Annotated in this window: 25 protein-coding genes; 18 read left to right on the top strand and 7 right to left on the bottom strand. The window is 64.6% G+C overall.

The window, feature by feature from the left end; all coding sequences use genetic code 11:
* Window positions 1–307: 307 nt before the first annotated feature.
* The gene (locus tag WFP36_RS13140; protein ID WP_336980998.1) at window positions 308–2,662 is read left to right on the top strand and encodes a S8 family peptidase; all 2,355 of its coding nucleotides are present in this window, start codon (window positions 308–310) and stop codon (window positions 2,660–2,662) included.
* Window positions 2,663–3,731: 1,069 nt separating this feature from the next.
* Here the strand turns inward: WFP36_RS13140 and gmk are convergent.
* Genes gmk through WFP36_RS13125 form a run of 3 tightly spaced genes read right to left on the bottom strand, consistent with a single transcriptional unit; the run spans window position 3,732 to window position 5,331 of the window.
* Window positions 3,732–4,373, bottom strand: a complete 642-nt coding sequence (gene gmk / locus WFP36_RS13135; RefSeq protein WP_336980996.1) for a guanylate kinase — start codon at window positions 4,371–4,373, stop codon at window positions 3,732–3,734.
* A gap of 60 nt (window positions 4,374–4,433) precedes the next feature.
* Window positions 4,434–4,796, bottom strand: coding sequence for a hypothetical protein (locus tag WFP36_RS13130; RefSeq protein ID WP_336980995.1), 363 nt, complete (start codon window positions 4,794–4,796; stop codon window positions 4,434–4,436).
* A 34-nt stretch (window positions 4,797–4,830) separates the two neighbouring features.
* The gene (locus WFP36_RS13125) at window positions 4,831–5,331 is read right to left on the bottom strand and encodes an SspB family protein (RefSeq protein ID WP_336980993.1); all 501 of its coding nucleotides are present in this window, start codon (window positions 5,329–5,331) and stop codon (window positions 4,831–4,833) included.
* 95 nt (window positions 5,332–5,426) lie between these two features.
* Between WFP36_RS13125 and hisB the strand changes: the two genes are divergently transcribed.
* The 13 genes from hisB (at window position 5,427) to pal (ending at window position 13,962) form a co-directional block, all read left to right on the top strand.
* A complete protein-coding gene (gene hisB / locus WFP36_RS13120) occupies window positions 5,427–6,020 on the top strand; it encodes an imidazoleglycerol-phosphate dehydratase HisB (RefSeq protein ID WP_336980991.1) in 594 nt (197 codons plus the stop codon).
* Entirely contained in the window at window positions 6,013–6,642 is a 630-nt protein-coding gene (gene hisH, locus WFP36_RS13115; RefSeq protein WP_336980989.1) for an imidazole glycerol phosphate synthase subunit HisH, read from the top strand. Before hisB ends, hisH begins: the two co-directional genes overlap by 8 nt.
* Window positions 6,639–7,367, top strand: coding sequence for a 1-(5-phosphoribosyl)-5-[(5-phosphoribosylamino)methylideneamino]imidazole-4-carboxamide isomerase (gene hisA / locus WFP36_RS13110; protein WP_336980987.1), 729 nt, complete (start codon window positions 6,639–6,641; stop codon window positions 7,365–7,367). The genes hisH and hisA overlap by 4 nt, the downstream gene beginning before the upstream one ends.
* Before the next feature lie 115 nt (window positions 7,368–7,482).
* The gene (gene hisF, locus WFP36_RS13105; protein WP_336980985.1) at window positions 7,483–8,241 is read left to right on the top strand and encodes an imidazole glycerol phosphate synthase subunit HisF; all 759 of its coding nucleotides are present in this window, start codon (window positions 7,483–7,485) and stop codon (window positions 8,239–8,241) included.
* Between the two features lie 188 nt (window positions 8,242–8,429).
* Window positions 8,430–8,621: a hypothetical protein gene (locus WFP36_RS13100; protein WP_336980984.1), complete on the top strand. Its 192-nt coding sequence runs from the start codon at window positions 8,430–8,432 to the stop codon at window positions 8,619–8,621.
* A gap of 68 nt (window positions 8,622–8,689) precedes the next feature.
* Window positions 8,690–9,004 (top strand): phosphoribosyl-ATP diphosphatase, encoded by a 315-nt coding sequence (locus WFP36_RS13095; protein WP_336980982.1) that lies wholly within the window; start codon window positions 8,690–8,692, stop codon window positions 9,002–9,004.
* Entirely contained in the window at window positions 9,004–9,381 is a 378-nt protein-coding gene (locus tag WFP36_RS13090; protein WP_336980980.1) for a histidine triad nucleotide-binding protein, read from the top strand. Before WFP36_RS13095 ends, WFP36_RS13090 begins: the two co-directional genes overlap by 1 nt.
* Window positions 9,382–9,469: 88 nt before the next feature.
* Complete coding sequence (locus WFP36_RS13085) at window positions 9,470–9,940, top strand: YbgC/FadM family acyl-CoA thioesterase (protein ID WP_336980978.1); 471 nt, start codon at window positions 9,470–9,472, stop codon at window positions 9,938–9,940.
* Window positions 9,937–10,638 carry a protein TolQ gene (gene tolQ, locus WFP36_RS13080; protein ID WP_336980976.1) on the top strand — a complete coding sequence of 234 codons (702 nt, stop codon included), beginning with the start codon at window positions 9,937–9,939 and terminating at the stop codon, window positions 10,636–10,638. The genes WFP36_RS13085 and tolQ overlap by 4 nt, the downstream gene beginning before the upstream one ends.
* Window positions 10,638–11,093, top strand: a complete 456-nt coding sequence (locus WFP36_RS13075) for an ExbD/TolR family protein (RefSeq protein WP_336980974.1) — start codon at window positions 10,638–10,640, stop codon at window positions 11,091–11,093. Before tolQ ends, WFP36_RS13075 begins: the two co-directional genes overlap by 1 nt.
* A gap of 9 nt (window positions 11,094–11,102) precedes the next feature.
* Entirely contained in the window at window positions 11,103–11,993 is an 891-nt protein-coding gene (locus tag WFP36_RS13070) for an energy transducer TonB (RefSeq protein WP_336980973.1), read from the top strand.
* Window positions 11,990–13,378, top strand: coding sequence for a Tol-Pal system beta propeller repeat protein TolB (tolB, locus tag WFP36_RS13065; RefSeq protein ID WP_336980971.1), 1,389 nt, complete (start codon window positions 11,990–11,992; stop codon window positions 13,376–13,378). The genes WFP36_RS13070 and tolB overlap by 4 nt, the downstream gene beginning before the upstream one ends.
* A gap of 62 nt (window positions 13,379–13,440) precedes the next feature.
* On the top strand, window positions 13,441–13,962 hold the full coding sequence (pal, locus tag WFP36_RS13060) for a peptidoglycan-associated lipoprotein Pal (RefSeq protein ID WP_336980969.1): 522 nt from the start codon (window positions 13,441–13,443) through the stop codon (window positions 13,960–13,962).
* Here pal and WFP36_RS13055 read toward each other — a convergent pair.
* Entirely contained in the window at window positions 13,959–14,174 is a 216-nt protein-coding gene (locus tag WFP36_RS13055) for a hypothetical protein (protein ID WP_336980968.1), read from the bottom strand. The two genes, pal and WFP36_RS13055, sit on opposite strands and share 4 nt — an antisense overlap.
* Before the next feature lie 146 nt (window positions 14,175–14,320).
* Here WFP36_RS13055 and WFP36_RS13050 point away from each other — a divergent pair, with 146 nt between their 5' ends.
* Both WFP36_RS13050 and WFP36_RS13045 read left to right on the top strand, forming a co-directional pair.
* Window positions 14,321–14,854, top strand: a complete 534-nt coding sequence (locus WFP36_RS13050) for a J domain-containing protein (RefSeq protein ID WP_336980966.1) — start codon at window positions 14,321–14,323, stop codon at window positions 14,852–14,854.
* A gap of 96 nt (window positions 14,855–14,950) precedes the next feature.
* Entirely contained in the window at window positions 14,951–15,994 is a 1,044-nt protein-coding gene (locus WFP36_RS13045; protein ID WP_336980965.1) for an alpha/beta hydrolase, read from the top strand.
* 142 nt (window positions 15,995–16,136) lie between these two features.
* On the opposite strand, the gene WFP36_RS13040 is transcribed toward WFP36_RS13045, so the two are convergent.
* Entirely contained in the window at window positions 16,137–17,549 is a 1,413-nt protein-coding gene (locus WFP36_RS13040; RefSeq protein WP_336980963.1) for an SLC13 family permease, read from the bottom strand.
* Window positions 17,550–17,636: 87 nt separating this feature from the next.
* Between WFP36_RS13040 and WFP36_RS13035 the strand changes: the two genes are divergently transcribed.
* Window positions 17,637–18,029 carry a VOC family protein gene (locus WFP36_RS13035; RefSeq protein WP_336980961.1) on the top strand — a complete coding sequence of 131 codons (393 nt, stop codon included), beginning with the start codon at window positions 17,637–17,639 and terminating at the stop codon, window positions 18,027–18,029.
* 86 nt (window positions 18,030–18,115) lie between these two features.
* Here WFP36_RS13035 and infC read toward each other — a convergent pair whose 3' ends face one another.
* Window positions 18,116–18,637: a translation initiation factor IF-3 gene (infC, locus tag WFP36_RS13030; protein ID WP_336980960.1), complete on the bottom strand. Its 522-nt coding sequence runs from the start codon at window positions 18,635–18,637 to the stop codon at window positions 18,116–18,118.
* Window positions 18,638–18,756: 119 nt separating this feature from the next.
* A complete protein-coding gene (gene pdeM / locus WFP36_RS13025; RefSeq protein WP_336980958.1) occupies window positions 18,757–19,461 on the bottom strand; it encodes a ligase-associated DNA damage response endonuclease PdeM in 705 nt (234 codons plus the stop codon).
* A 149-nt stretch (window positions 19,462–19,610) separates the two neighbouring features.
* On the opposite strand from pdeM, the gene hemF reads away from it, so the two are divergent.
* Window positions 19,611–20,468, top strand: coding sequence for an oxygen-dependent coproporphyrinogen oxidase (hemF, locus tag WFP36_RS13020; protein ID WP_054530795.1), 858 nt, complete (start codon window positions 19,611–19,613; stop codon window positions 20,466–20,468).
* The last annotated feature ends 5 nt before the right edge of the window (window positions 20,469–20,473 follow it).

Genomic DNA, 20,473 nt, shown 5'->3' with positions numbered 1-20,473 from the left:
ATCTGTTATCAACCGTCATCTGCCGGACTGGCGATGAACTGTTCAAGGGAACGGGCGAGCGACTAACCCCTCGCTTGCCTTGGGGCAAGGCGCATTGCAGACACGGCGCAAGGGTTCCGTCGCGCAATCGGGATGCGTGGCCGGGAAAAGGGCAAAGCCGTGCGGCCGGGGGAGGGCGAGTTTACCTCATCTTTACCCTGGAGGGGCGAATTCGGCTTGTTAGGTAGAATTGCCAAGACTGGGGGCAATCATGAGGGTAATTCATTCGCTTCGAGCTTCCGTCGGGAACGGGGCCATCCTGTTCTCCATGGCCCTGCTGACTGCCTGCGGCGGAGGCGGCGTGAACAGCACGCCCACGCCCAGCCCGACGCCGGTGCCAACCCCAACGCCCACGCCGGTTCCGACCCCTACGCCGACACCGGTGCCCACACCGACGCCTACCCCTACTCCAACTCCGACACCCACCCCCACGCCAACTCCAACGCCGACACCGATCAGCTATGTGCCGCCGCCCCAGCCGAGCGACACGATCGGTTACAATACGACCGAATACCGCCGGTCCGATGGGCCGTCCTTCCACGGCGCGGCCACGGCATGGGTGGCGGGGAATACTGGGCAGGGATCGGTCATTGCGGTGATCGATACTGGCATCTTCCAGTCGAACCCGGAATTCACCGGTCGTATCAGCCCGGATTCCACTGATATATTCTCTTCGCGCGGCATTCTCGAGGCCGAGGACGATCACGGTACGCTGGTGGCGATGGTCGCCGCGGCGGATAACGACAATGGCGCGAACGGTACGGTCGGCATTGCCTATAACGCCACGATCCTTGCCATCCGCGCCGACGAGCCCGGAACCTGCGCCAGCGCGAATGACTGTTCCTTCGGCGATATCGGGGCGGCGATCCAATACGCGATCGCGCATAACGCCACCGTCATCAACCTGTCGCTGGGCGGGTCATCCGCATCTTCGACAGAGATTCAGGCCATTAAGGATGCTTCGGCTGCGGGGATCGTGGTCGTCATCGCCGCGGGCAATGACGGGGCGAACCGGCCCGATCCGTTCCCCCGCAGCCTGACAGGCACCGGCTTCGACAACGTGATCATTGTCGGTTCGGTCAATGGTGCGGGTGTAATCTCCGATTTCAGCAATCAGGCGCGCGGGCGTGAGGACGTCTATCTGGCCGCACTGGGCGAGGACGTCACAGTCTATATCGACGGTGGCTATTGGCTGATCAGCGGGACGAGCTTCGCTGCGCCCCAGGTCGCGGGCGCTGTCGCGCTGCTCGCCCAGGCTTTCCCGACTCTTACGGCGTCCGAAATCATCGAACTGCTGCTCACTACCGCACAGGATGTGGGCACGCCCGGCACTGACAGTGTGTATGGCCGGGGCATTCTGGACATACACGAAGCGTTCCAGCCGCAGGGTACGACCACTCTGGCGGGCAAGAGCCCGGTGGCGCTGGCGTTGAATGATACTACTGCCGTGGGTTCCCCCGCGATGGGCGATGCGCTCACCACCGCTTCGGTCAATACCGTGGTGCTCGACAAATATCGGCGGGCCTTCAGTTACAATATCGGCACGTCGATGCGCTCCGCCACTTTGCAGACCCGGCTGTACGACGCGATCGGTGGGCAGACGCGCTCGGTTTCCTCGACCAGCGACAAGGCGGCGATCGCCTATACGATAGACGCTTCGAACCGCAATGCGGTGCGCGGCATTCCGCAGGAACTGATGCTGACCACGGAAGAGGCCGATACTGCGCGGGTTCTTGCCGCACGGGTGGCGCTCAAGCTGGCACCGGACATGCAGCTCGGCTTTGCCTATGCCGAGCGGCCCGATGGGCTGGTGATGCAGATGCAGGGCCAGGATCGCCCCGCATTCCTGATCGCGCGCTTTGCAGGCTCGGATGACGGCACCTTCCACCGTGCGGATATGTCGGTTGCCATGCGCAAGCAGTTCGGCGGCTGGGGCCTGACGCTGGCGGGCGAATCCGGCGCGGTGATGAGTGGAAATTCGATGTGGCTGGCGCAGGAGGTTTCCGGCCGCCGCACGCGCGATGCGATGCGCAGCTTCTCGCTGACGGCCGACCGGCAATGGGGCGGATTGCAGACGTCGCTCGGGTTCGACTGGATGCAGGAAGAGCGCACCGTGCTGGGCGGCCGCTTCCACGAGGCGTTCGGCGGCGGCGGGGCGAATACGCTGTTCGTCGATGCCAGCGCCGGATGGCAGTTCGCGCCCCGCTGGAAACTGTTCGGATCGATGCGGAACGGCTGGACCTATGCGGATACCAGCAGCGTGATCGAGAGCGGATCGGTGATCTACAGCCGCGCCTGGTCAATCGATCTCCAGCGCAGGGGCCTGTTCGGCAATTCCGACAGTGTCGGACTGCGCGTGGCCCAGCCGCTCCGGGTGGAGAGCGGCGGGTTGAAGCTCAACCTGCCGATTGCCTATAGCTACGACACCGAAAGCGCGACTTTCGGCTCGGTCCCGCTCTCGCTGGCGCCTGACGGGCGCGAGCTTATGGGCGAACTGGCCTGGAACGGCCCGCTCTGGGGCGGCTCGGCCTCGGCCAGCGTCTATTACCGGCGCGAACCGGGCCATTACGCGGCCATGCCCGACGATCAGGGCGTGGCGCTGCGCTGGAATACGGATTTCTAAGGGCGCTGGGCTTTGTCATCCCAGTCCCTCCAACCTCCGTTCGTCCTGAGCTTGTCGAAGGACACGCGGGACATTTGCCCAACCACAATGTTCGAGTGCGCCCAGTCCAGAACTCAGCGAGTGTCCTTCGACAGGCTCAGGATGGGCGGGTGTGGGTGAGTTCCTCCCTTTCGTCATTCCCGCGCAGGCGGGGAGTCGAAGACGTCCTTGGACAATCCAGCAGCAACCGTCGAACTGGGTTCCCGCCTTCGCGGGAATGACGAAGGTTGGGGTTGGAGCGCAGGCACAAAACTCCATCCGGCGGCGACCCGGACCTTTACGCCAGCGTAGTGCGAGTAAACCAATCGCGCGGCCGGCACGGCGTCAGGATTGGCGCGTGCAGGAGGCGGGGGGAGAATAGCGAAAGGCCGGGCACCTCCACCGTGCACCTGGCTCTGCCCAATCGGAAACCGGCCGGGAAAGGCGCCCGCGGGCTCGCAGCCGGGCATCCTTTCCTTGCGGGTGATAATCCCGCGCCATTCGTGGTTCATCGCGAACATCCCGGGAAAGCCTGCCCACGTAGGGCCGGGATCGTGAGGGAGCCGGTGAAGCCGCGCATCCGGTAACCGCATCTGGCGCAAGAGGCTTTGCCGTGGGGTAACGCCCCCAAAGACACGCACCCGCACCGGCCGCGTTGTTCGAAGCGAACAAGGGAGGAAAGGCAGTCGACATGCCGCCCTCCGGATTGAACCTTGCGACTTGCTATCGCAGCAAGGTGCGGGGCATATAACCGAAACGGTTCGTGAAGTCAAGTATAATCGCCAAATGCGCCACTTCACATCACCTGTCACCCCGGACTTGTTCCGGGGTCCAGCTCCTTCCGCGTAGAAAGCGGGATCCCGGAACAAGTCCGGGATGACAAAGGAGGTGAACCCAATCTTCGTCATTCCCGCGCAGGCGGGGATCCAGCAGCAACCGTCGAACTAGGTTCCCGCCTGCGCGGGAATGACAAAGGTTGGGTTGGGCACACCCCCTCAGCGGCCTTTGCGCTCTCTGCGCGAACCCCAAAACCGCCGTCAGACCAGCCCGCTCAGGGCTCCCGCATCAGGCCGCGCACGAAATCGATCAGGCCGGTCTGGCGCATGCGCTTGAGGCGTTCCGCTTCGAGGATGCCGCGCACCTTTTCGAAGCAGGGATCGATATTCTCGTTGATCACGACGTAGTCGTAACCGTCCCAATGGCTGATCTCGCTGCGGGCGCGGGCCATGCGGCCCTGGATCACCTCTTCCGCATCGGTCGCGCGGGAGCGCAGGCGCTGTTCCAGTTCCTCTATGCTCGGCGGCAGCAGGAACACGCGGACCACGTCCACTTCCATGCGTTGATAGAGCTGCTGGGTGCCCTGCCAGTCGATATCGAACAGGAAATCCTGCCCGGCGCGCAGGCCTGCCTTGATCTGCGCCTTGGGCGTTCCGTAGCAATTGCCGAAGACTTCCGCCCATTCGAGGAATTCCTCCTCTTCCACCATCCGGTCGAAAGTGGGGCGGTCCACGAAGATGTAGTCCTTCCCGTCGACTTCGCCGGGGCGCATCGGGCGGGTGGTGACGGAAACCGACATGGCGATGCCGGGAACCTGTTGCAGGATCTTGCGCGCGATCGTGGTCTTCCCCGCGCCCGAGGGCGAGGAGAGGATGAACATCAGGCCGCGCCGATGCAGGGAGTCTTGATTGGCCATGCGCGCTGTTGCCGCATGCAGGCGGGGTGAATCAAGCCCGGACGAGTGCGGGCAGGGCGATCAGCGGCCCTTTTCCTCTGCCTTTTCGGGGGCTGCCGCCATTTCGGTTGCGGCCTGCTCTTCCGCCTCGCGCACACGCTTGCGCCGTTCATACAGGGCCTTGGCCACCAGCCCGCCGCCCACCACAATCGCGCCGGGGACGGATCGCGTGGCAAGGCGGGTAACCGCGGCAATCGCGATGGTGCTGACAATGCCGCGGCCGACCACGGCATCTTCAAGCTCGCTGGGCTTGTAGCCCGCGACATTCAGGCGCTTGTCCAGCGAATGACGGGCGATCCGGGCGCCTTGCCGCATGGCAAGGCCCGCAAGTTTCGCCCCTGTCGATTTGCCGCCGTTTAGGTTTGCCCCGGTCTCTTTTGCCACGGTGCTGCCTTTCGCCCCCGGCCCTGCTTGCGGTTTACTTCTTGCGCCCGAAATCCACGGTCACGACGTTGGAACCGTCTTCGCTCGTGGCGGCGGGCTTGCCTTCGCTATCGCGCGAATCGTTTTCCGCATCGTCATGCGGCTCGGGCTCCAGATCGCCCACGGCGGCCTGGAACTGCAGGCCGAAATCCACTGCCGGATCGACGAAGGCCGTGATCGCGGCGAAGGGGATGTCCAGCTTGGCGGGCACCTGGTTGAAGCTCAGCCCCACAGTGAAGCCCTCTTCGTCCACCTTGAGATCCCAGAACTTGTTCTGGAGCACGATCGTCATCTCATCCGGGAAGCGTTCGCGCAGATGGGCAGGGATCGAAACGCCGGGCGCCCCGGTCTTGAAGGTGATGTAGAAGTGGTGCGCGCCGGGCAGCGTGCCGCCGGTGGCTTGCACTTCGCCAAGCACGCGGCCGACCACCGCGCGCAGCGCTTCCTGCACGATTTCGTCGTAGGGGATCAGGCTGTCGGGCGTATCGTCGCTCATGGGCGCACAAGTGGCGGGGGCAATCGGCCCGGTCAAGCCGTTTTGAAAGCCGTGCAGGAGATTGATTCCCCTGCCCACAGGCCTATAGGCGAGCCATGCGTACAGCCCGGATCGAACGGAACACCAAGGAAACCGAAATCCTCGTCGAGGTGAATCTCGACGGGACGGGGGCTTATGACGTCTCCACGGGGATCGGCTTTCTCGATCACATGATCGAACAGTTCAGCCGCCACTCGCTGATCGACGTCACCCTGAAGGTGAAGGGCGACCTGCATGTCGACCAGCACCATACGACGGAAGATTCGGCCCTCGCGCTCGGTCAGGCCATCGGCCAGGCCCTGGGCGACAAGGGCGGGATCGGCCGATACGGCAGTGCCTATTCCCCGATGGACGAGACGCTGGTGCGCGTGGCGCTGGATATTTCCGGCCGCCCCTATTTCGTGTGGCACGCCAAGTTCACGCAGGAAAAGCTGGGCGAACTGGATACGGAACTGGTCGAGCACTGGTTCCACTCCATCGCGCAGACGCTGGGCATCACGCTGCATATCGAGCTGCTCTACGGCCAGAACAACCACCACATCTGCGAGGCGACCTTCAAGGGTTTCGCCCGCGCGATGCGCACCGCGGTGGAGATCGATCCGCGCAAGGGCGGGGCGATCCCTTCCACGAAGGGGCAGCTTGGTGGCTGAGCCTCTCGCGCTGATCGATTACGGCGCCGGCAATCTCCACTCGGTGAAGAACGCGCTGGTCGCCGCCGGGGCGGAATCGGTGATGGTCACGGCGGACCCTGAACTTGTCCGCATGGCCAAGCGCGTCGTTCTGCCGGGCGTCGGCTCGTTTCGCGCCTGCTTCGAAGGGCTGACCGCCATCGAAGGCCTGGTGGACGCGATCGAGGATCGCGTGCTGGGCGACGGCGTGCCGTTCCTGGGCATCTGCGTGGGCATGCAGCTTCTCGCCAGCCGTGGACTGGAATTCGGCGAATGCCCCGGCCTTGGCTGGATCAAGGGCGAAGTTCGCCCGATCGAGCGGACCGATCCGGCGATCAAGATCCCGCATATGGGCTGGAACGACGTGATCCGCAGTGCCCATCATGACGGGTCGGAACTGATCGAGCCGGGCGAGGCCTATTTCCTTCATTCCTATCATTTCGTGCCCGATGACGGCCAGCATGTCGCCGCGATGACCGATCATGGCGGCGGGCTGGTGGCCGCCGTGGCGCGCGACAATCTGCTGGGGGTGCAGTTCCATCCCGAAAAGAGCCAGGCCTATGGCCTTGGCCTGCTCAAGCGTTTTCTGGAGTGGCAGCCGTGATCGTATTTCCCGCCATCGACCTCAAGGGCGGACAGGTGGTGCGCCTTGCCGAAGGCGACATGAACCGGGCGACCATCTATGGCGACAATCCGGCGGCGCAGTCGCTGATCTTTGCCGAAGCGGGCGCGCAGCACCTGCATGTGGTTGACCTGGACGGCAGCTTCGCGGGCCGGGCGGAAAACCGCGAGGCGGTGGAAGCCATCGTCGAGGCCTTTCCCGGCTATGTCCAGCTGGGCGGCGGCATCCGCAATCGCGAGGCAGTCGAAGGCTGGTTCGATCTGGGCGTTGCCCGCGTGGTAATGGGTTCGGCCGCGCTGAAAGACCCGGAATTCGTGAAGGACATGGCGCGCGAATTCCCCGGCGGGATCGTGGTGGCCGTGGATGCGAAGGACGGCATGGTCGCGACCGAGGGCTGGGCCGATGTGTCGGACGTGCCGGTGGTCGATCTCGCCCGCCGCTTCGAAGATGCGGGCGTCGCCAGCCTGCTGTTCACCGATATCGGCCGCGACGGCCTGCTCAAGGGCGTGAATATCGAAGCGACGGTGGACCTTGCCCGGCGCGTGGACATTCCCGTGATCGCCAGCGGCGGGGTGAAGGGGCTGGACGATATCCATATCCTCTCTCTCCATGCGCAGGACGGGATCGAAGGCGTCATCACGGGCCGTGCCCTGTATGAAGGGCGGCTCGATCTGGCGGCGGCGATCCAGATGGCGGGGCGGGCGTGACTGTGACGTTGGCGCGTGGCCTTCGACAGGCTCAGCATGAGCGGACCTTGTGTCCGGCCTTCCTGCACCCGCTCAGCCTGAGCCTGTCGAAGGCCACGCGCAAAGGTAAGCGAGCATGACCGTCCGCATTCGCGTCATCCCCTGTCTCGACGTGGCCGATGGCCGCGTGGTGAAGGGCGTCAATTTCGTCGATCTGAAGGATGCCGGCGATCCGGTGGAGCAGGCCCGCGCCTATGATGCGGCGGGCGCGGACGAGCTGTGCTTCCTCGATATTTCCGCCACGCATGAAGGGCGCGGCACGCTGATCGATATCGTGCGTCGCACGGCGGAAGTGTGTTTCATGCCGCTGACCGTGGGCGGCGGGGTGCGTAGCGTGGACGATGCGCGCGCGCTGCTGCTGGCCGGTGCCGACAAGGTGGCGGTCAATTCCGCCGCCGTAACGCGCCCCGAAGTGGTGAGCGAGATTGCCGAGCGCATGGGCAGCCAGTGCATCGTCGCCTCGGTCGATGCGCGCTGGAGCCATGACCACTGGGAAATCTTCACTCATGGCGGCCGCCGCGCGACCGGGATCGACGCAGTGGAACATGCCGTGAAGCTGGCCCGGATGGGCGCGGGCGAGTTGCTCGTCACCTCGATGGACGGGGACGGAACCCAGAAGGGCTATGACCTCAAGTTAACTCGAACTATTGCCGACGCGGTCTCCGTGCCGGTAATCGCCAGCGGCGGCGTGGGCACGCTCGACCATCTGGTGGAAGGCGTGACCAAGGGCGGGGCGAGCGCGGTTCTGGCTGCCTCGATCTTCCATTTCGGCACCTATTCCATTGCCGATGCCCATGCGGCCCTGCGCGCGGCGGGGCTTCCTGCCCGAGGCTGATCGGGCGGCAATCTCAGGCGATACGCGCTGGATTGCTTCGCTACGCTCGCAATGACGATGGACAGATCGGCTGGATACTGTCGGGTGGGCTTACAGAACGCGGCTGGCGCTCTTCTGTGTTAACCAACAAATCGGGCGAAGCAGGCTGAATACTGGGTGGTGGCATGCGGTTTGCGTTAATATTTCCGATGAAACGAATTGCCGCCCGCCTGCTCTCGATGCTGCCCGCGCTATGCGCCGCCGCGCCCGTACTCGCCGGTGACGGCGCTGCCGTGCCGGAAGGATCGGCTCTGGCCCTGTTCGCGCTGGGCATTGTCGGCGTGATTGTTGGCTGGCGGGGCGGAATGCGCCCCAAGGATCGCAGCAAGCGTCGCAAGTAGGCCGGAACCGGCCGAGTCCGCCCTCAAACGCTTGACCGGGCCGCGCGCCCTGTCCATGTCGCGTGGCCATGGATACGCTTACTCGCCTCGAACAGACCATCGCCCAGCGCATGGGTGCCTCGCCCGATTCCAGCTATGTCGCCAAGCTCCACGCGCGCGGCCTGCCCGTGATCGCGCGCAAGCTGGGCGAGGAAGCGGTGGAGACGGTGATCGCAGCCCTTTCCGGCAGCGAGGAAGAACTGGTGGGCGAAGCGGCCGACCTGCTGTTCCACCTGATGGTGCTGCTGGCTGAAAAGCAGGTGCCGCTTTCCGTTATCATGGCCGAGCTTGACCGGCGCGAGGGCACGTCGGGCCTCGTTGAAAAAGCCTCGCGGAGCGAATGATGCCGATCGACGCCACCCTGCCGTATGACGACCAGAATATTTTCGCGAAGATTCTGCGCGGGGAAATCCCGAACCGCACCGTCTTCGAGGATGAATGGGCATTGGCTTTCCACGATATCGCGCCGCAGGCGCCGGTTCACGTCCTGGTGATCCCCAAGGGCGCCTATGTGAGCTGGGACGATTTCTCCGCGCGCGCCGCAGCGGAGGAAATCGCGGGCTTCGTGCGTGCCGTGGGCCATGTCGCGCGGGAACTGGATCTGGTGCAGCCGGGCTATCGCCTGCTGGCCAATCTGGGTGCCCATGGCGGGCAGGAAGTGCCGCATCTGCATGTTCACCTGTTCGGCGGGCAGCCGCTGGGGCCGATGCTCAGCCGCTGATCGCGGGCCATCAACGGTTCATCCCACAATGTAAAAAAGCCGTTCTTGCCGAGCGAGTCGGCAACGGGCTAAACCGCTGTGGGAGAGCATGGTGACGCAGATCGAACCCCACACCGGCCGCTTCGAAGGCCCGGACGGCAGGTGGCGCCACCTTTTCGCCGTGCGCGTCTATTACGAGGATACCGACCTGTCCGGCATCGTCTATCACGCCAATTACCTGCGCTGGTTCGAACGTGCCCGGTCCGACATGCTGCGCCTGCTGGGGATTGACCAGCGCGCCGCGCAGGAATCGGGCGAGGGCGTCTATGCCGTGGCAGGGCTGACCATTCGCTATGCCGCGCCTGCCCGGCTCGACGACGCGGTACGGATCGAAAGCCACGCGCTCGATCTCGGGGCCGCCAGCGTCACTCTGCGCCAGAAGGCGTTTCGCCACGATATTCTCCTGGCCGAGGCGGATGTCCGCGTCGGCTTCGTCTCTCCCGAAGGCCGCCCGCGCCGCCAGCCGGCCGCATGGCGCGATGCCTTCGCTCCCCTGCTTGCTCCAGAAGGAACCGCATGACCCAGCTCGCTTTCCTGGCCGCCTCCGCCGCGCCCAGCCGTCTCGATCCGATCCAGCTCTTCCTCGATGCCGATATCGTGGTGCAGGTGGTGATGGGCGGCCTGCTGCTCGCCAGCATGTGGGTGTGGATGATCATCGTGTCGTTCAGCCTGCGCATGGCCTCGGTGAAGCGCCGCTGCGACGATTTCGAAGGTGAGTTCCTCACGCTCGACAATCCGGAGGCATTGCTGGGCGAACGCCGCCGCCAGCAGGTGCCCTCCGCCGCCATCGCCGCGGCCGGTCTGGCTGAATTCCGCAAGTCCACTGCTCGCCCCGGTTTCGACCGCGAGGGCGTGCGCCAGCGCGTGGCGACCGCGATGGAAGGCCAGGTGGCCGAGGAATCCGACAATCTCGCCGCGCGCCTGAACTTCCTTGCCACCACCGGTTCCGTGGGGCCGTTCGTCGGCCTGTTCGGCACCGTCTGGGGCATCATGAACAGCTTCTTCCAGATCGGGCAGCAGCAGAATTCCTCGCTCGCCGTGGTTGCCCCCGGTATTTCGGAAGCCTTGTTCGCCACTGCCATCGGGCTGTTCGCGGCCATTCCGGCAGTGATCGCCTATAACCGCTTCAGCAACCGCGTGGGCCTGTTCGAGGCGAGCCTGCAGCGCTTTGCCGACCGCTTCGGCGCGAAGCTCAGCCGCGATCTGGAGCGCATCTGATGTCGATGGGGGTTGCCTCCTCTTCCTCCGGGCGGCGCCGGCGCGGGCGCAATCGCCGCGCGCCGATGGCCGAGATCAACGTCACCCCGCTGGTGGACGTGATGCTGGTGCTGCTGATCATCTTCATGGTCACCGCGCCGCTGCTGACCGCGGGCGTGCCGCTCGACCTGCCTGACAGCCGGGCCGATGCCCTGTCGCAGGAGAAGGACCAGATCACGATTTCCATCGCCGATGACGGCACTGTCTATCTGGACGAGGCGCCGATCGAGCGTGGCGGGCTGGAAGCGGCGCTGGCGAACATTCCGCGCGACGCGGAAGGCAAGCCGCCGCTGGTCACCCTGCGCGCCGACAGGGCGCTGGATTACGGCAGGGTGATGGAAGTGATGGGCGAGTTGAGCCATGCGGGCTTCGGATCGATCTCGCTGGTCACCAACAGTTCAGTCGAGGCTCCATAGCGTCTGGCCATGATCGCGCTTCCTCGCCCCCGTCTTCGCAGCGACGAACTGATCGGCCTGATCATCGCGGTCGTGGCGCATCTTGCGCTGATCGTCGCGTTGACCATCCATGCCCTGCGCGCGCCCGCGGTCATCCCGCCGCCGCCGCGCGTAACCGTGAACCTGACCGAGGAAGTGGGGCTGGTGAACGAAGGGCCGCAGGTGGCGCAGGAAGCGCAGGCCTCGGTCGCGCCGACCATCGCCAAGGATATCGCTCCGCCGCCCGCTCCGGCCCCTGAACCGAAGCCGGTTCCGAAGCCGAGCGTAAAGCCGGAGCCGAAGCCGTCGGCCAAGCCTTCCCCCAAGCCGTCACCGAAACCAAGCGCGAAACCAACGCCGCAGAAAAAGCCGGAACCGCCGCGCGCTTCTCCCAGCGCGCAGCAGCGCCCGGCGAGTGCTACGCCTGCCAAGCAGCCTCCCAAACCGCCGCAGCCGCAGCCTGCCAAGACCGGGGGCGGCAGCCGCCTGGGCGACAATTTCCTGGCCGGCGCGGGTAGCAGCGAGGCCGAGGCGCTGATCCCTGCCTCGCAGATCGGGGCCTCGGAAAAGGCTTCGCTGGTTCAGGCGATTTCCCGCCAGATCAAGCCGGAATGGCAGGGCCGCTCGCCTCAGGGGCTCGATGCGGAAAAGTTGGTGACCATCCTTTCGTTCAGCCTCAATCCTGACGGCACGCTGGCCGGGCGGCCCAAGGTCGTGCGTCAGGAAGGGATCAACGATGCCAATCGCGCCCAAGCCGGGCGTCATGCAGAAATCGCCGTCAGTGCTGTCCAGCGGGCAGCGCCCTTCAAATTGCCGAAAGAGTATTACGAAGCATGGAAGAAAGTCTCAGCATTCCGTTTCGACAAGGCCTTGTCGCAATGAGCAAGCGAATGGCTATCCTGCTTGCGGTGTTCGTCTCGGCGCCGCTTGCCGCACAGGCGGGGGGTGGCGAACTCGCGCCCGCTTCGACTGCAGCCGGGGATGCCGCGGACGTGGATGAAGGTCTGGTCGGTTCCGTTACCGACGAGAGCGCCTGGCAGGATCTGGGCATCGCCATTCCGTCCTTCGCCACCAACGCCAATGTCCCCACGGCCGCCAATACCGAAGGCACGGCCGCGTTGGGGCGCGAACTGGCGCGGGTGATTACGGCGGACCTCAAGAATAACGGCCTGTTCCGCCCGGTGGGGCCGGACAGCCTGCCGCGTCCGGATTATCCGGATATCACCGCGCCCAAATGGTCCGTCTGGCAGTCGCGCAGCGCGGAAATGCTGGTTCATGGCTATGTCCGCGCGGGCAGCGACGGGCGGCTGACCGTGGGCTGCTATCTCTATGACATCACCCTGAAGGACGAACTGGTGCGCGAAGGCTGGGTGGTTCCGCCCAGCGACTGGCGCCGTGCGGCGCATAAATGCGCTGACCTCGTCTATTCGCGCCTGTCCGGCGAAAGCCCGTTCTTCGACAGCAAGATCGCCTATATCGCCGAAACCGGCCCGAAGGATCGCCGGATCAAGCGACTGGCGATCATGGATTCCGATGGCGCGAACCACCGCTTCATCACCAATGGCCAGGCCACTGCGCTGACCCCGCGCTATTCGCCGGATTACAAGCAGATCGTCTATCTCAGCTATCTGAACGGCAATCCGAGCATCTACATCTACGATATCGGCACGGGCAAACAGCACCTCGTGACCAAGAGCAATAACCCGACCTTCGCCCCGCGCTGGTCGCCGGACGGCAAGTGGATTCTCTATTCCATGGCGGTGGGCGGCAATACCGACATCTATCGCATCCGTGCCGAAGGCGGGCAGAGCGAGCGACTGACCGACAGCCCGGGCATCGATGTGGGCGGTTCCTATTCGCCGGACGGCAGCAGGATCGTGTTCGAAAGCGACCGTTCGGGCACCCAGCAGGTCTATGTGATGAATGCCGACGGATCGAACCAGAAGCGCATCACCTTTTTCGGCGGGCGTGCGGCCACGCCGGAATGGAGCCCGCGCGGCGACCAGATCGCCTTCACCCATATCGTCGGCAATTTCCGCATCGCGGTGATGACCCCCGATGGCAAGAATGTGCGCCACCTGACAGATAGCTGGCAGGATGAGGCCCCCACTTGGGCGCCCAATGGCCGTATTGTGCAGTTTTTCCGCAATACCCGCAATTCGGGCGAGACGTCCCTGTGGCAGGTCGACCTGACCGGGCGCAACGAACGCAAGCTGCCAACCCCCGTTGGGGCTTCCGACCCGGCATGGGGTCCCGTACTGCCGTAAAAGTGTTACATTAGGATTTTACCGGCTAACCCCCCCGTTAGCCCCTTCGTAGGAGAGCGAATATGCAACGTCTCGTTTCCGTAGCAGCGATCGCCGGTGCAATCGCGCTTGCCGGTTGCAGCAAGAACGCCGAACCCGAACAGCTTCCGCCGCAGCCCGCCACGGTGGCAACGCCCACCCCGGCACCGCGCCCCACCCCGACGCCGACCGGCCCGATCCCGGGCAGCAATGCGGACTTCGTGGCGCAGATGCAGGGCCGCAACGTGGTCTATTTCGACACGGACAAGTTCGACATCGACGCGACCGACGCGGCGGCCCTTCGTGCCCAGGCCGAATGGCTGAAGCGTTACCCGGCCAAGCGCGCCACTATCGAAGGTCACTGCGACGAACGCGGCACGCGCGAATACAATATCGCGCTGGGCGAGCGCCGCGCCAATGCGGCCAAGAACTATCTTGTCAGCGTGGGCATCGATGCCTCGCGCCTGGCGGTGGTCAGCTATGGCAAGGAACGTCCGGTGGCGCTGGGCTCCGATGAAGCCGCATGGGCGCAGAACCGCCGCGCCGCCACGATTACGATCGACTAATCGGCGGTGAATTGCAGCGCCGGAAGTTCCGGCAGCCGCAGCAGATTGGCGGGCGCTTCGATTTCGATCGGGGCGCCCGCAATGCCTTCGCGCACGGAGAGCGCGGCAAGTCCCCCGGCATCCGCATCGAATGCGGACGGGGTGGCACAAAGCGCATAGGCCGCCATCGCGAAGATGGAGAAGGCTGCGGAAATGGCGAGTTGCTTGCTCACGTCCCTAGGGTAACTCCTCCGATCCTCGGATAGTTCCCTAATTTCTTTTTGCAACGCAGCAATTGTCTCAAAGTGTCGCGCCTCAACCCCTTTGCAGGGGCGGGGGCGAGCGCCTATGTCTGGCGGATGGTCAAGGAATTCACTTTATGAGCCGCGCGAAACGAACGCTGGACTGGGGCTTTCCCCGCTGGCGCGGCTATGGCAGCTCGCGCGAGGCGGCGACCGTGCGCCTGTGCGACCGGCACAATTGTACGGAGCCGGGCAATTGCCCCGCGCCCAAATCGCCCAACAGCCCGGATCGCTGGTATTTCTGCCAGCAGCACGCGGCCGAATACAACTCGAAGTGGAACTATTTCGAAGGGCTGGACGAGGAAGAGGCGCAGGCCCGCGCCAAGAGCGAACAGCGCGCCAATTCCGGCTATGCCGAAGCCTCGCATTATGGCTGGGCAGGTTCCGGCGACGGCAGTCGCAGCAGCGACGAGATGCGCGCGCTGGATGTGCTCGGCCTTGAATCGGACGCCGATTTCGATGCGGTAAAAAAGGCATGGCGCGCCAAGGCCAAGGAAGTGCACCCCGACGTCCGCCCCGGCGACGAAGAGGCGGCCAAGGCGTTTCAGGCGTTCCAGGTGGCTTACGAAGTGCTCCGCCAGGCGGAAGAACGGCGGACCTGGAAGGGCTGAGGGCGCCTGTTCCTGCCCGGCAAGAATTAGCGCAGCCTGAGGCAAGCACAGGCGCGCAGGCCGTTCGACGATTGCGGCACAAAGGGGAGAGGAATTATGCAGGCGGTGTTTCGCCGGAAGGTCCGGCTATGCGCGGCGGCGGCCGTGTTCCTTGTGGCAGGCGCGTTTCCCGCGCTTTGCGGGGCGCAGGCGGCCGGGAAGGGCAGCATCGTGCTCGAACGGCAGGGCGGCTTCGCGGCGGGCGGCACTGTGCTGGGCGATCCGGCCAAATCCTCGCTCCATTGCGATCACGGCTATGTCGAATATCAGATCCCGGTAAAGGCGCGGAAGACGGCGTTGTTCATGTGGCACAGCTCCAGCGCACTGGTGTGGCAACAGCGCTGGGATGGCGGGGAAGGCTTCCGCGACATTTTCCTGAAGCGCGGCTTCCCTGTCTATCTATGGGACGGCCCGCGGGTGGGCCGGGCCAATTGGGGCTGCGAGGAATATAGTTACAAGCCGCTCGTCGGACGCGATCAGGGCAATTTCACGGCTTGGCGCTTCGGCAAGAGCTTCGGCGAATGGTTCCCCGGCATCCAGTTCCCCACGCAGGACAAGCGGGCCTACGACCAGGCCATGCGTGCCCGCTACGAGGAATTCGACATCGTGAAGAATGTCCGCCTTGAAGCGGCGGCGGGCGCGAAGGCGATCGACGAAGTGGGCCCCAGCGTGGTGCTCACCAATTCTGCCGGCGGCCTGCGCGCGCTGCTTGCCGCGACGCAGAGCGGCAATGTGAAGGCCATTGTCGCCTATGAGAACCCGGGCTTTCCCTTCCCCGAAGGCGCCGGGCCTGCCGGGCCGGAAGGCCCCTTCGGCCCGATCCGTGTGAGCGAGGAGGAATTCGACCGGCTGACGAAGATCCCGCTGCAATTCGTCTGGGGCGACAATATCGCGGACTCCGCCACCTGGCCTGCCAGCCTGAAGCAATGCGAGCAATTCGTAGAGCTGATCAACCGGCGCGGCGGGAAGGCCTCGATCCTCAAGCTCACCGATGTGGGCCTGAAGGGCAACACGCATATCCCCTTCATGGACATGAACAACCGCGCCGTGGCGGATCAGCTATCGGCCTTCCTCAAGCAGCAGGGGCTGGATCGGCGCTGAATGGAGGGGGTTTTCCTCTCCCCCTTCGTCATTCCCGCGCAGGCGGGAATCCAGTTCGGAGGTTGCGGCTGGATTGTCCAAGGACGTCTTCGACTCCCCGCCTGCGCGGGAATGACGAAGGTGAGGAGGCGGTAACAGCCGCCTAGCCCGCCAGCGCCGCCACGCCCCATACCGCCGCCACGATCAGTATCGCGCCCGATATGTCGAGCGCGATGCCCGCGCCCACCATGCGCGGCAGGCGGATGCGGCCAGTGGCCCAGGCGATGGCGTTGGGGCCGGTCCCCGCGGGCAGCATGAAGCCCCAGCTGGCGGCCATGGCGGCGGGAATGGCCAGCAGCACCGGATCGGCGCCCAGCGCCACGATCAAGCTGGCGACCACCGGGATGATCCCGCTGGCCGTGGCGACATTGCTGGCAAATTCGGTGATGACGATCACCATCGCCACCACGGCCAGTGCCACCACCAGCAGCGGCACGGAAGAAAGCGGCAGCAGCGACTGGCCCAGCCAGTCCGCCAGCCCCGATGCGGTCATCCCCGCTGCCAGTGCCAGCCCGCCGCCGAACATCATGATCACGCCCCAGGGCGCGCGGTCCGCCTCGCTCCACACCAGCATCGGCCGCCCGGTGCCATCGGGGATCAGGAACAGGCTGATGCCCGCGATCACGCCGATGGTCCCATCGGTCAGCGATCCCTTGGGCAGCACTGTTTCGAGCAGGGGCTGCGCCATCCAGGCGACGAATGCCAGGATGAGGACGGGAAGGAGCCGCTTTTCGGGGAGCGACCATTCGGGCGGGCAGGCAATCGCCTGGCGCGCGGCGGCGATGTCGAAGGGGTGCTGCGCCGTTTTCTGCACGCGAGCGATGATGAAGGCGGCCAGCGGAATGCCCAGCAGCACGATGGGCATGCCGTAAAGGCTCCATTCGGCAAAGCTGATGTCCAGCCCGATGGATTTTTCCAGCAGGCCCACCGCGATCGCATTGGTCGGGCTGCCCACGATAGTGCCGAGCCCGCCGATGGAGGCGGCAAAGGCGATGCCCATGGGCAGGGCGCCCGAAAGCCCGTCCTGATCCCGCGCCGATGCGCCGCCGCCATCCAGCACGGCCAGTGCCATGGGCATCATGATCAGCGCGGTGGACGTGTTGGAAATCCCCATGGACAGCACCGCAGTGGCGAGCATGAAGGCCAGCAGCAGCCGCGTGCTGCCTCCGCCCGTGCCCACCCGCGCCAGGATGGCGAGGGCAAGCCGCCGGTGCAGCCCGGTCCGCTCGATGGCGAGCGAAAGGAACGCCCCGCCAAGGATCAGGAACAGGATCGGCGAGTAATAGGCCGAGGCCGTCTCATTGGCGTTCATGACCTTGGCAAAGGGGAGGACAACGAAAGGCAGCAGGGCTGTGGCGGTAAGCGGCACGGCCTCGGTCATCCACCAGGCGGCCATCCAGAAGGTCAGCCCTGCCACGGTCCATGCCTGTGAGGGCATTCCGGCAGGGGCAGGCAGGATCAGGGTGAGGAGGAAACCGGCGATTCCGGCCGCAAGGCCGACATGTTTCGCCGTCAAGGCACCACTTTGCGCCAACTTCTGCCCCCTTTACCTCGCCCTGACGCAATCCTAGCTTCCATGCGGCTCGTGACAAGGAGTCTGGCAATGGCCGAAGGCAAGGTTCTGGGGATTGGCGGCGTGTTCCTGCGGGCAGACGATCCTGCCGCGCTTGCCGCTTGGTATCGTGACCAGTTGGGCTTCACCGTTACCGCCGCGGGTGAGCCATCGCCCGATGGGGCGTGGTTCTGGCAGGCGGAAGCCGGGGCGACAGTCTATTCGCTGTTCCCGCGCGACAGTGGCTATTTCCCCACGGATCGCCAGGTGATGATCAATCTGCGCGTGGCGGGCATCGCTGCCTTGATCGAGCGGCTGCGGCAGGCAGGCATTGCGGTGGAAACCCGCGAGGAGTGGGATCACCCCGATGTCGGCCGCTTCGCGCGCATTCACGATCCCGAAGGCAATCCCATCGAATTATGGGAACCGCCCGCGAAGGGGTGAGGCGCTGCTGACAAACGACTCCGCCCCAAAAGCAAAAGGCGCACCTTGCGGCGCGCCCTTGCGAGGTTCTGCGATAGAGGCGTCGCTTATTTCGGCGACAGCACCATCAGCATCTGGCGGCCTTCAAGCCGGGGATAGGCTTCGATCTTGGCGATCTCTGCCACATCTTCCTGCACCCGCTTGAGCAGGTTCATGCCCAGTTCCTGGTGGCTCATTTCGCGGCCACGGAAGCGCAGGGTGATCTTCACCTTGTCGCCTTCCAGCAGAAACTTGTTCACGTTGCGCATCTTCACGTCATAGTCATGCGTGTCGATGTTGGGGCGCATCTTGATTTCTTTGATTTCCTGCGTCTTCTGCGTCTTGCGCGCAGCATTCGCCTTCTTCTGCGCCTCGTAGCGGTACTTGCCGACATCGAGGAACTTGCAGACTGGCGGATCCGCATTGGGCGACACCTCGACCAGGTTCAGGCCGACATCGGCCGCCTGTTCGATCGCCTCGCTCGTATACATCACACCCAGATTCTCTCCGTTCTCGTCAATGACGCGAACTTTGTCGGACTGGATGAAATTGTCGAAGCGCGGCCCGCTTTTCACGGGGGGCGTCAGCATTCGCCGGGGAGGACGTGCTATTGTGCGGTCTCCTGTAATCGTTTTTGTCTAGGTTTTCGAAGCGCGCGTCTTAATGGGATTCTTCCGCCAGCGAAAGGGGGCTGGTGCGGAATTCGGCGCTATCCTGCACGCCAGAGCGGGAATTGCAGCAACCGGTCCTTCGTCGGCACCAGCGCATCCACCCGGCGGGCGGGCTGCATGGCCTGAAGGATGGCAGGATCGGCGGCGTCCATACCCCCCGTCAACGCGCCGAAAGCGGGCAGGATCATCCGTCCAGCACCAGATGGGGACGATCCCGCCACTGCGCAAGGGCGGCTGATCGAACGGCCGCGCGCGGTGAGTTTGAACTTGGGGTGGAAATGGCCCGAAAGCTCCGCCCGCACCTCTCCGGGCAGGGCCTGATGGCGCAAGATGATGCCGGAAACTTCCAGTTCCTCCACCAGAGTGCCGCCCGCTGAACCCTGCAGCTGCGAATCGTGGTTGCCGGTGATCCACACCCAGTCCACCGCGCGGGTCAGTGCATCGAGCATCCCGGCCGCATGGGGTTCCAGTCGCAGGGCGCCGCCATCGTCATGGAAATTGTCCCCCAGGGTGAAGACCCGGCGAGCGCCGGTGGCGCGGATCGCCTGTGCGAGGCGCCCGAGCGTTTCGCGGCTGTCATAGGGGGGCAGCATCTGGCCGTGACTTGCATAGAAGCTGGCCTTTTCCAGATGCAGATCGGCCACCAGCAGTGCCTGTTCGCGCGGCCAGTACAGCGCGCGGCCATCGACCAGCACGAATTCCTCATCCGCGAAACCGTGGGGCAGGAACGAAAGAGGAACCATGGCAGTGCCTTGCCGTGGGGCGGCGGGTTTGGCAAGGGGGCGTTTGCCTGCAAGTGAACCGCCCGCCCTGAGCTTGTCGAAGGGCAGTCTTTCTTTCTCGAAGAATGAAGTGCGGTCCTTCGACAAGCTCAGGACGAACGGATTTTGTTATGACCGACTGGACCCCTCAGACCGCCCAATCCCGCGAATGGTTCGAAAGCCTGCGCGACCGAATCTGCGCCGCCTTCGAGGCGATCGAGCGGGAGGCGGGCAGCGATGCCAGTTTCGAATATACGCCGTGGGACCGCGAAACCTCTGACGGCACAGAAGGCGGCGGCGGTGTGCGCGGCCAGATGAAGGGCAAGGTGTTCGAGAAGGTGGGCGTCAACGTCTCCACCGTGTCGGGCAATTTCGCCCCCGGTTTCGCCCAGACGATCAATGGCGCGAGCGAGGACGATCCCGGCTTCACTGCCACGGGCATCAGCCTTGTGGCCCACATGGCCAATCCGCATGTTCCGGCAGTGCACATGAACACGCGCTTCCTCACCACCAGCAAGGCATGGTTCGGTGGCGGGGCGGACCTCAATCCGCCGATCCCTTACGAGGAAGATACCGAAGCCTTCCACGCCGCCTTCCGCGCGGCCTGCGCGGGCCACAACCCCACCTATTACGAGAAGTTCAAGAAATGGGCGGATGACTATTTCTTCATCCCCCATCGTAACGTGGCGCGCGGCGTGGGCGGCATTTTCTACGATCACCTCGAATGCGCGGACCTCGCCGAATGGGAGCGCAATTTCGCCTTCACCCGCGACGTGGGCGAGGCATTTCTCGACGTGTTCCCCAGGATCGTGCGCAAGCGCATGGGCATGGAATTCAGCGAGGCGGAAAAACAGGCCCAGCTTGAATGGCGCGGCCGCTATGTGGAATTCAACCTGGTCTATGACCGGGGCACATTGTTCGGCCTGCGGACCGGCGGCAATATCGACGCCATCCTGATGAGCCTTCCCCCCGAAGTGAAGTGGAGCTGACCCGC

This window comes from Fulverythrobacter fulvus, assembly GCF_037154085.1.
GTDB lineage: Bacteria > Pseudomonadota > Alphaproteobacteria > Sphingomonadales > Sphingomonadaceae > Andeanibacterium > Andeanibacterium fulvum.
Note: the sequence above shows the minus strand (reverse complement) of the source record. Positions and strands in the feature narration are given on the sequence as shown.

Coding starts and splice junctions, on each gene's coding strand:
- WFP36_RS13140 (WP_336980998.1), top strand. CDS start 308: ATGGCCCTGCTGACTGCCTGCGGCGGAGGCGGCGTGAACAGCACGCCC.
- gmk (WP_336980996.1), bottom strand. CDS start 4,373: ATGGCCAATCAAGACTCCCTGCATCGGCGCGGCCTGATGTTCATCCTC.
- WFP36_RS13125 (WP_336980993.1), bottom strand. CDS start 5,331: ATGAGCGACGATACGCCCGACAGCCTGATCCCCTACGACGAAATCGTG.
- hisB (WP_336980991.1), top strand. CDS start 5,427: ATGCGTACAGCCCGGATCGAACGGAACACCAAGGAAACCGAAATCCTC.
- hisF (WP_336980985.1), top strand. CDS start 7,483: ATGACCGTCCGCATTCGCGTCATCCCCTGTCTCGACGTGGCCGATGGC.
- WFP36_RS13100 (WP_336980984.1), top strand. CDS start 8,430: ATGAAACGAATTGCCGCCCGCCTGCTCTCGATGCTGCCCGCGCTATGC.
- WFP36_RS13095 (WP_336980982.1), top strand. CDS start 8,690: ATGGATACGCTTACTCGCCTCGAACAGACCATCGCCCAGCGCATGGGT.
- WFP36_RS13090 (WP_336980980.1), top strand. CDS start 9,004: ATGCCGATCGACGCCACCCTGCCGTATGACGACCAGAATATTTTCGCG.
- WFP36_RS13085 (WP_336980978.1), top strand. CDS start 9,470: ATGGTGACGCAGATCGAACCCCACACCGGCCGCTTCGAAGGCCCGGAC.
- tolQ (WP_336980976.1), top strand. CDS start 9,937: ATGACCCAGCTCGCTTTCCTGGCCGCCTCCGCCGCGCCCAGCCGTCTC.
- WFP36_RS13075 (WP_336980974.1), top strand. CDS start 10,638: ATGTCGATGGGGGTTGCCTCCTCTTCCTCCGGGCGGCGCCGGCGCGGG.
- WFP36_RS13070 (WP_336980973.1), top strand. CDS start 11,103: ATGATCGCGCTTCCTCGCCCCCGTCTTCGCAGCGACGAACTGATCGGC.
- tolB (WP_336980971.1), top strand. CDS start 11,990: ATGAGCAAGCGAATGGCTATCCTGCTTGCGGTGTTCGTCTCGGCGCCG.
- pal (WP_336980969.1), top strand. CDS start 13,441: ATGCAACGTCTCGTTTCCGTAGCAGCGATCGCCGGTGCAATCGCGCTT.
- WFP36_RS13050 (WP_336980966.1), top strand. CDS start 14,321: ATGAGCCGCGCGAAACGAACGCTGGACTGGGGCTTTCCCCGCTGGCGC.
- WFP36_RS13045 (WP_336980965.1), top strand. CDS start 14,951: ATGCAGGCGGTGTTTCGCCGGAAGGTCCGGCTATGCGCGGCGGCGGCC.
- WFP36_RS13035 (WP_336980961.1), top strand. CDS start 17,637: ATGGCCGAAGGCAAGGTTCTGGGGATTGGCGGCGTGTTCCTGCGGGCA.
- infC (WP_336980960.1), bottom strand. CDS start 18,637: ATGCTGACGCCCCCCGTGAAAAGCGGGCCGCGCTTCGACAATTTCATC.
- pdeM (WP_336980958.1), bottom strand. CDS start 19,461: ATGGTTCCTCTTTCGTTCCTGCCCCACGGTTTCGCGGATGAGGAATTC.
- hemF (WP_054530795.1), top strand. CDS start 19,611: ATGACCGACTGGACCCCTCAGACCGCCCAATCCCGCGAATGGTTCGAA.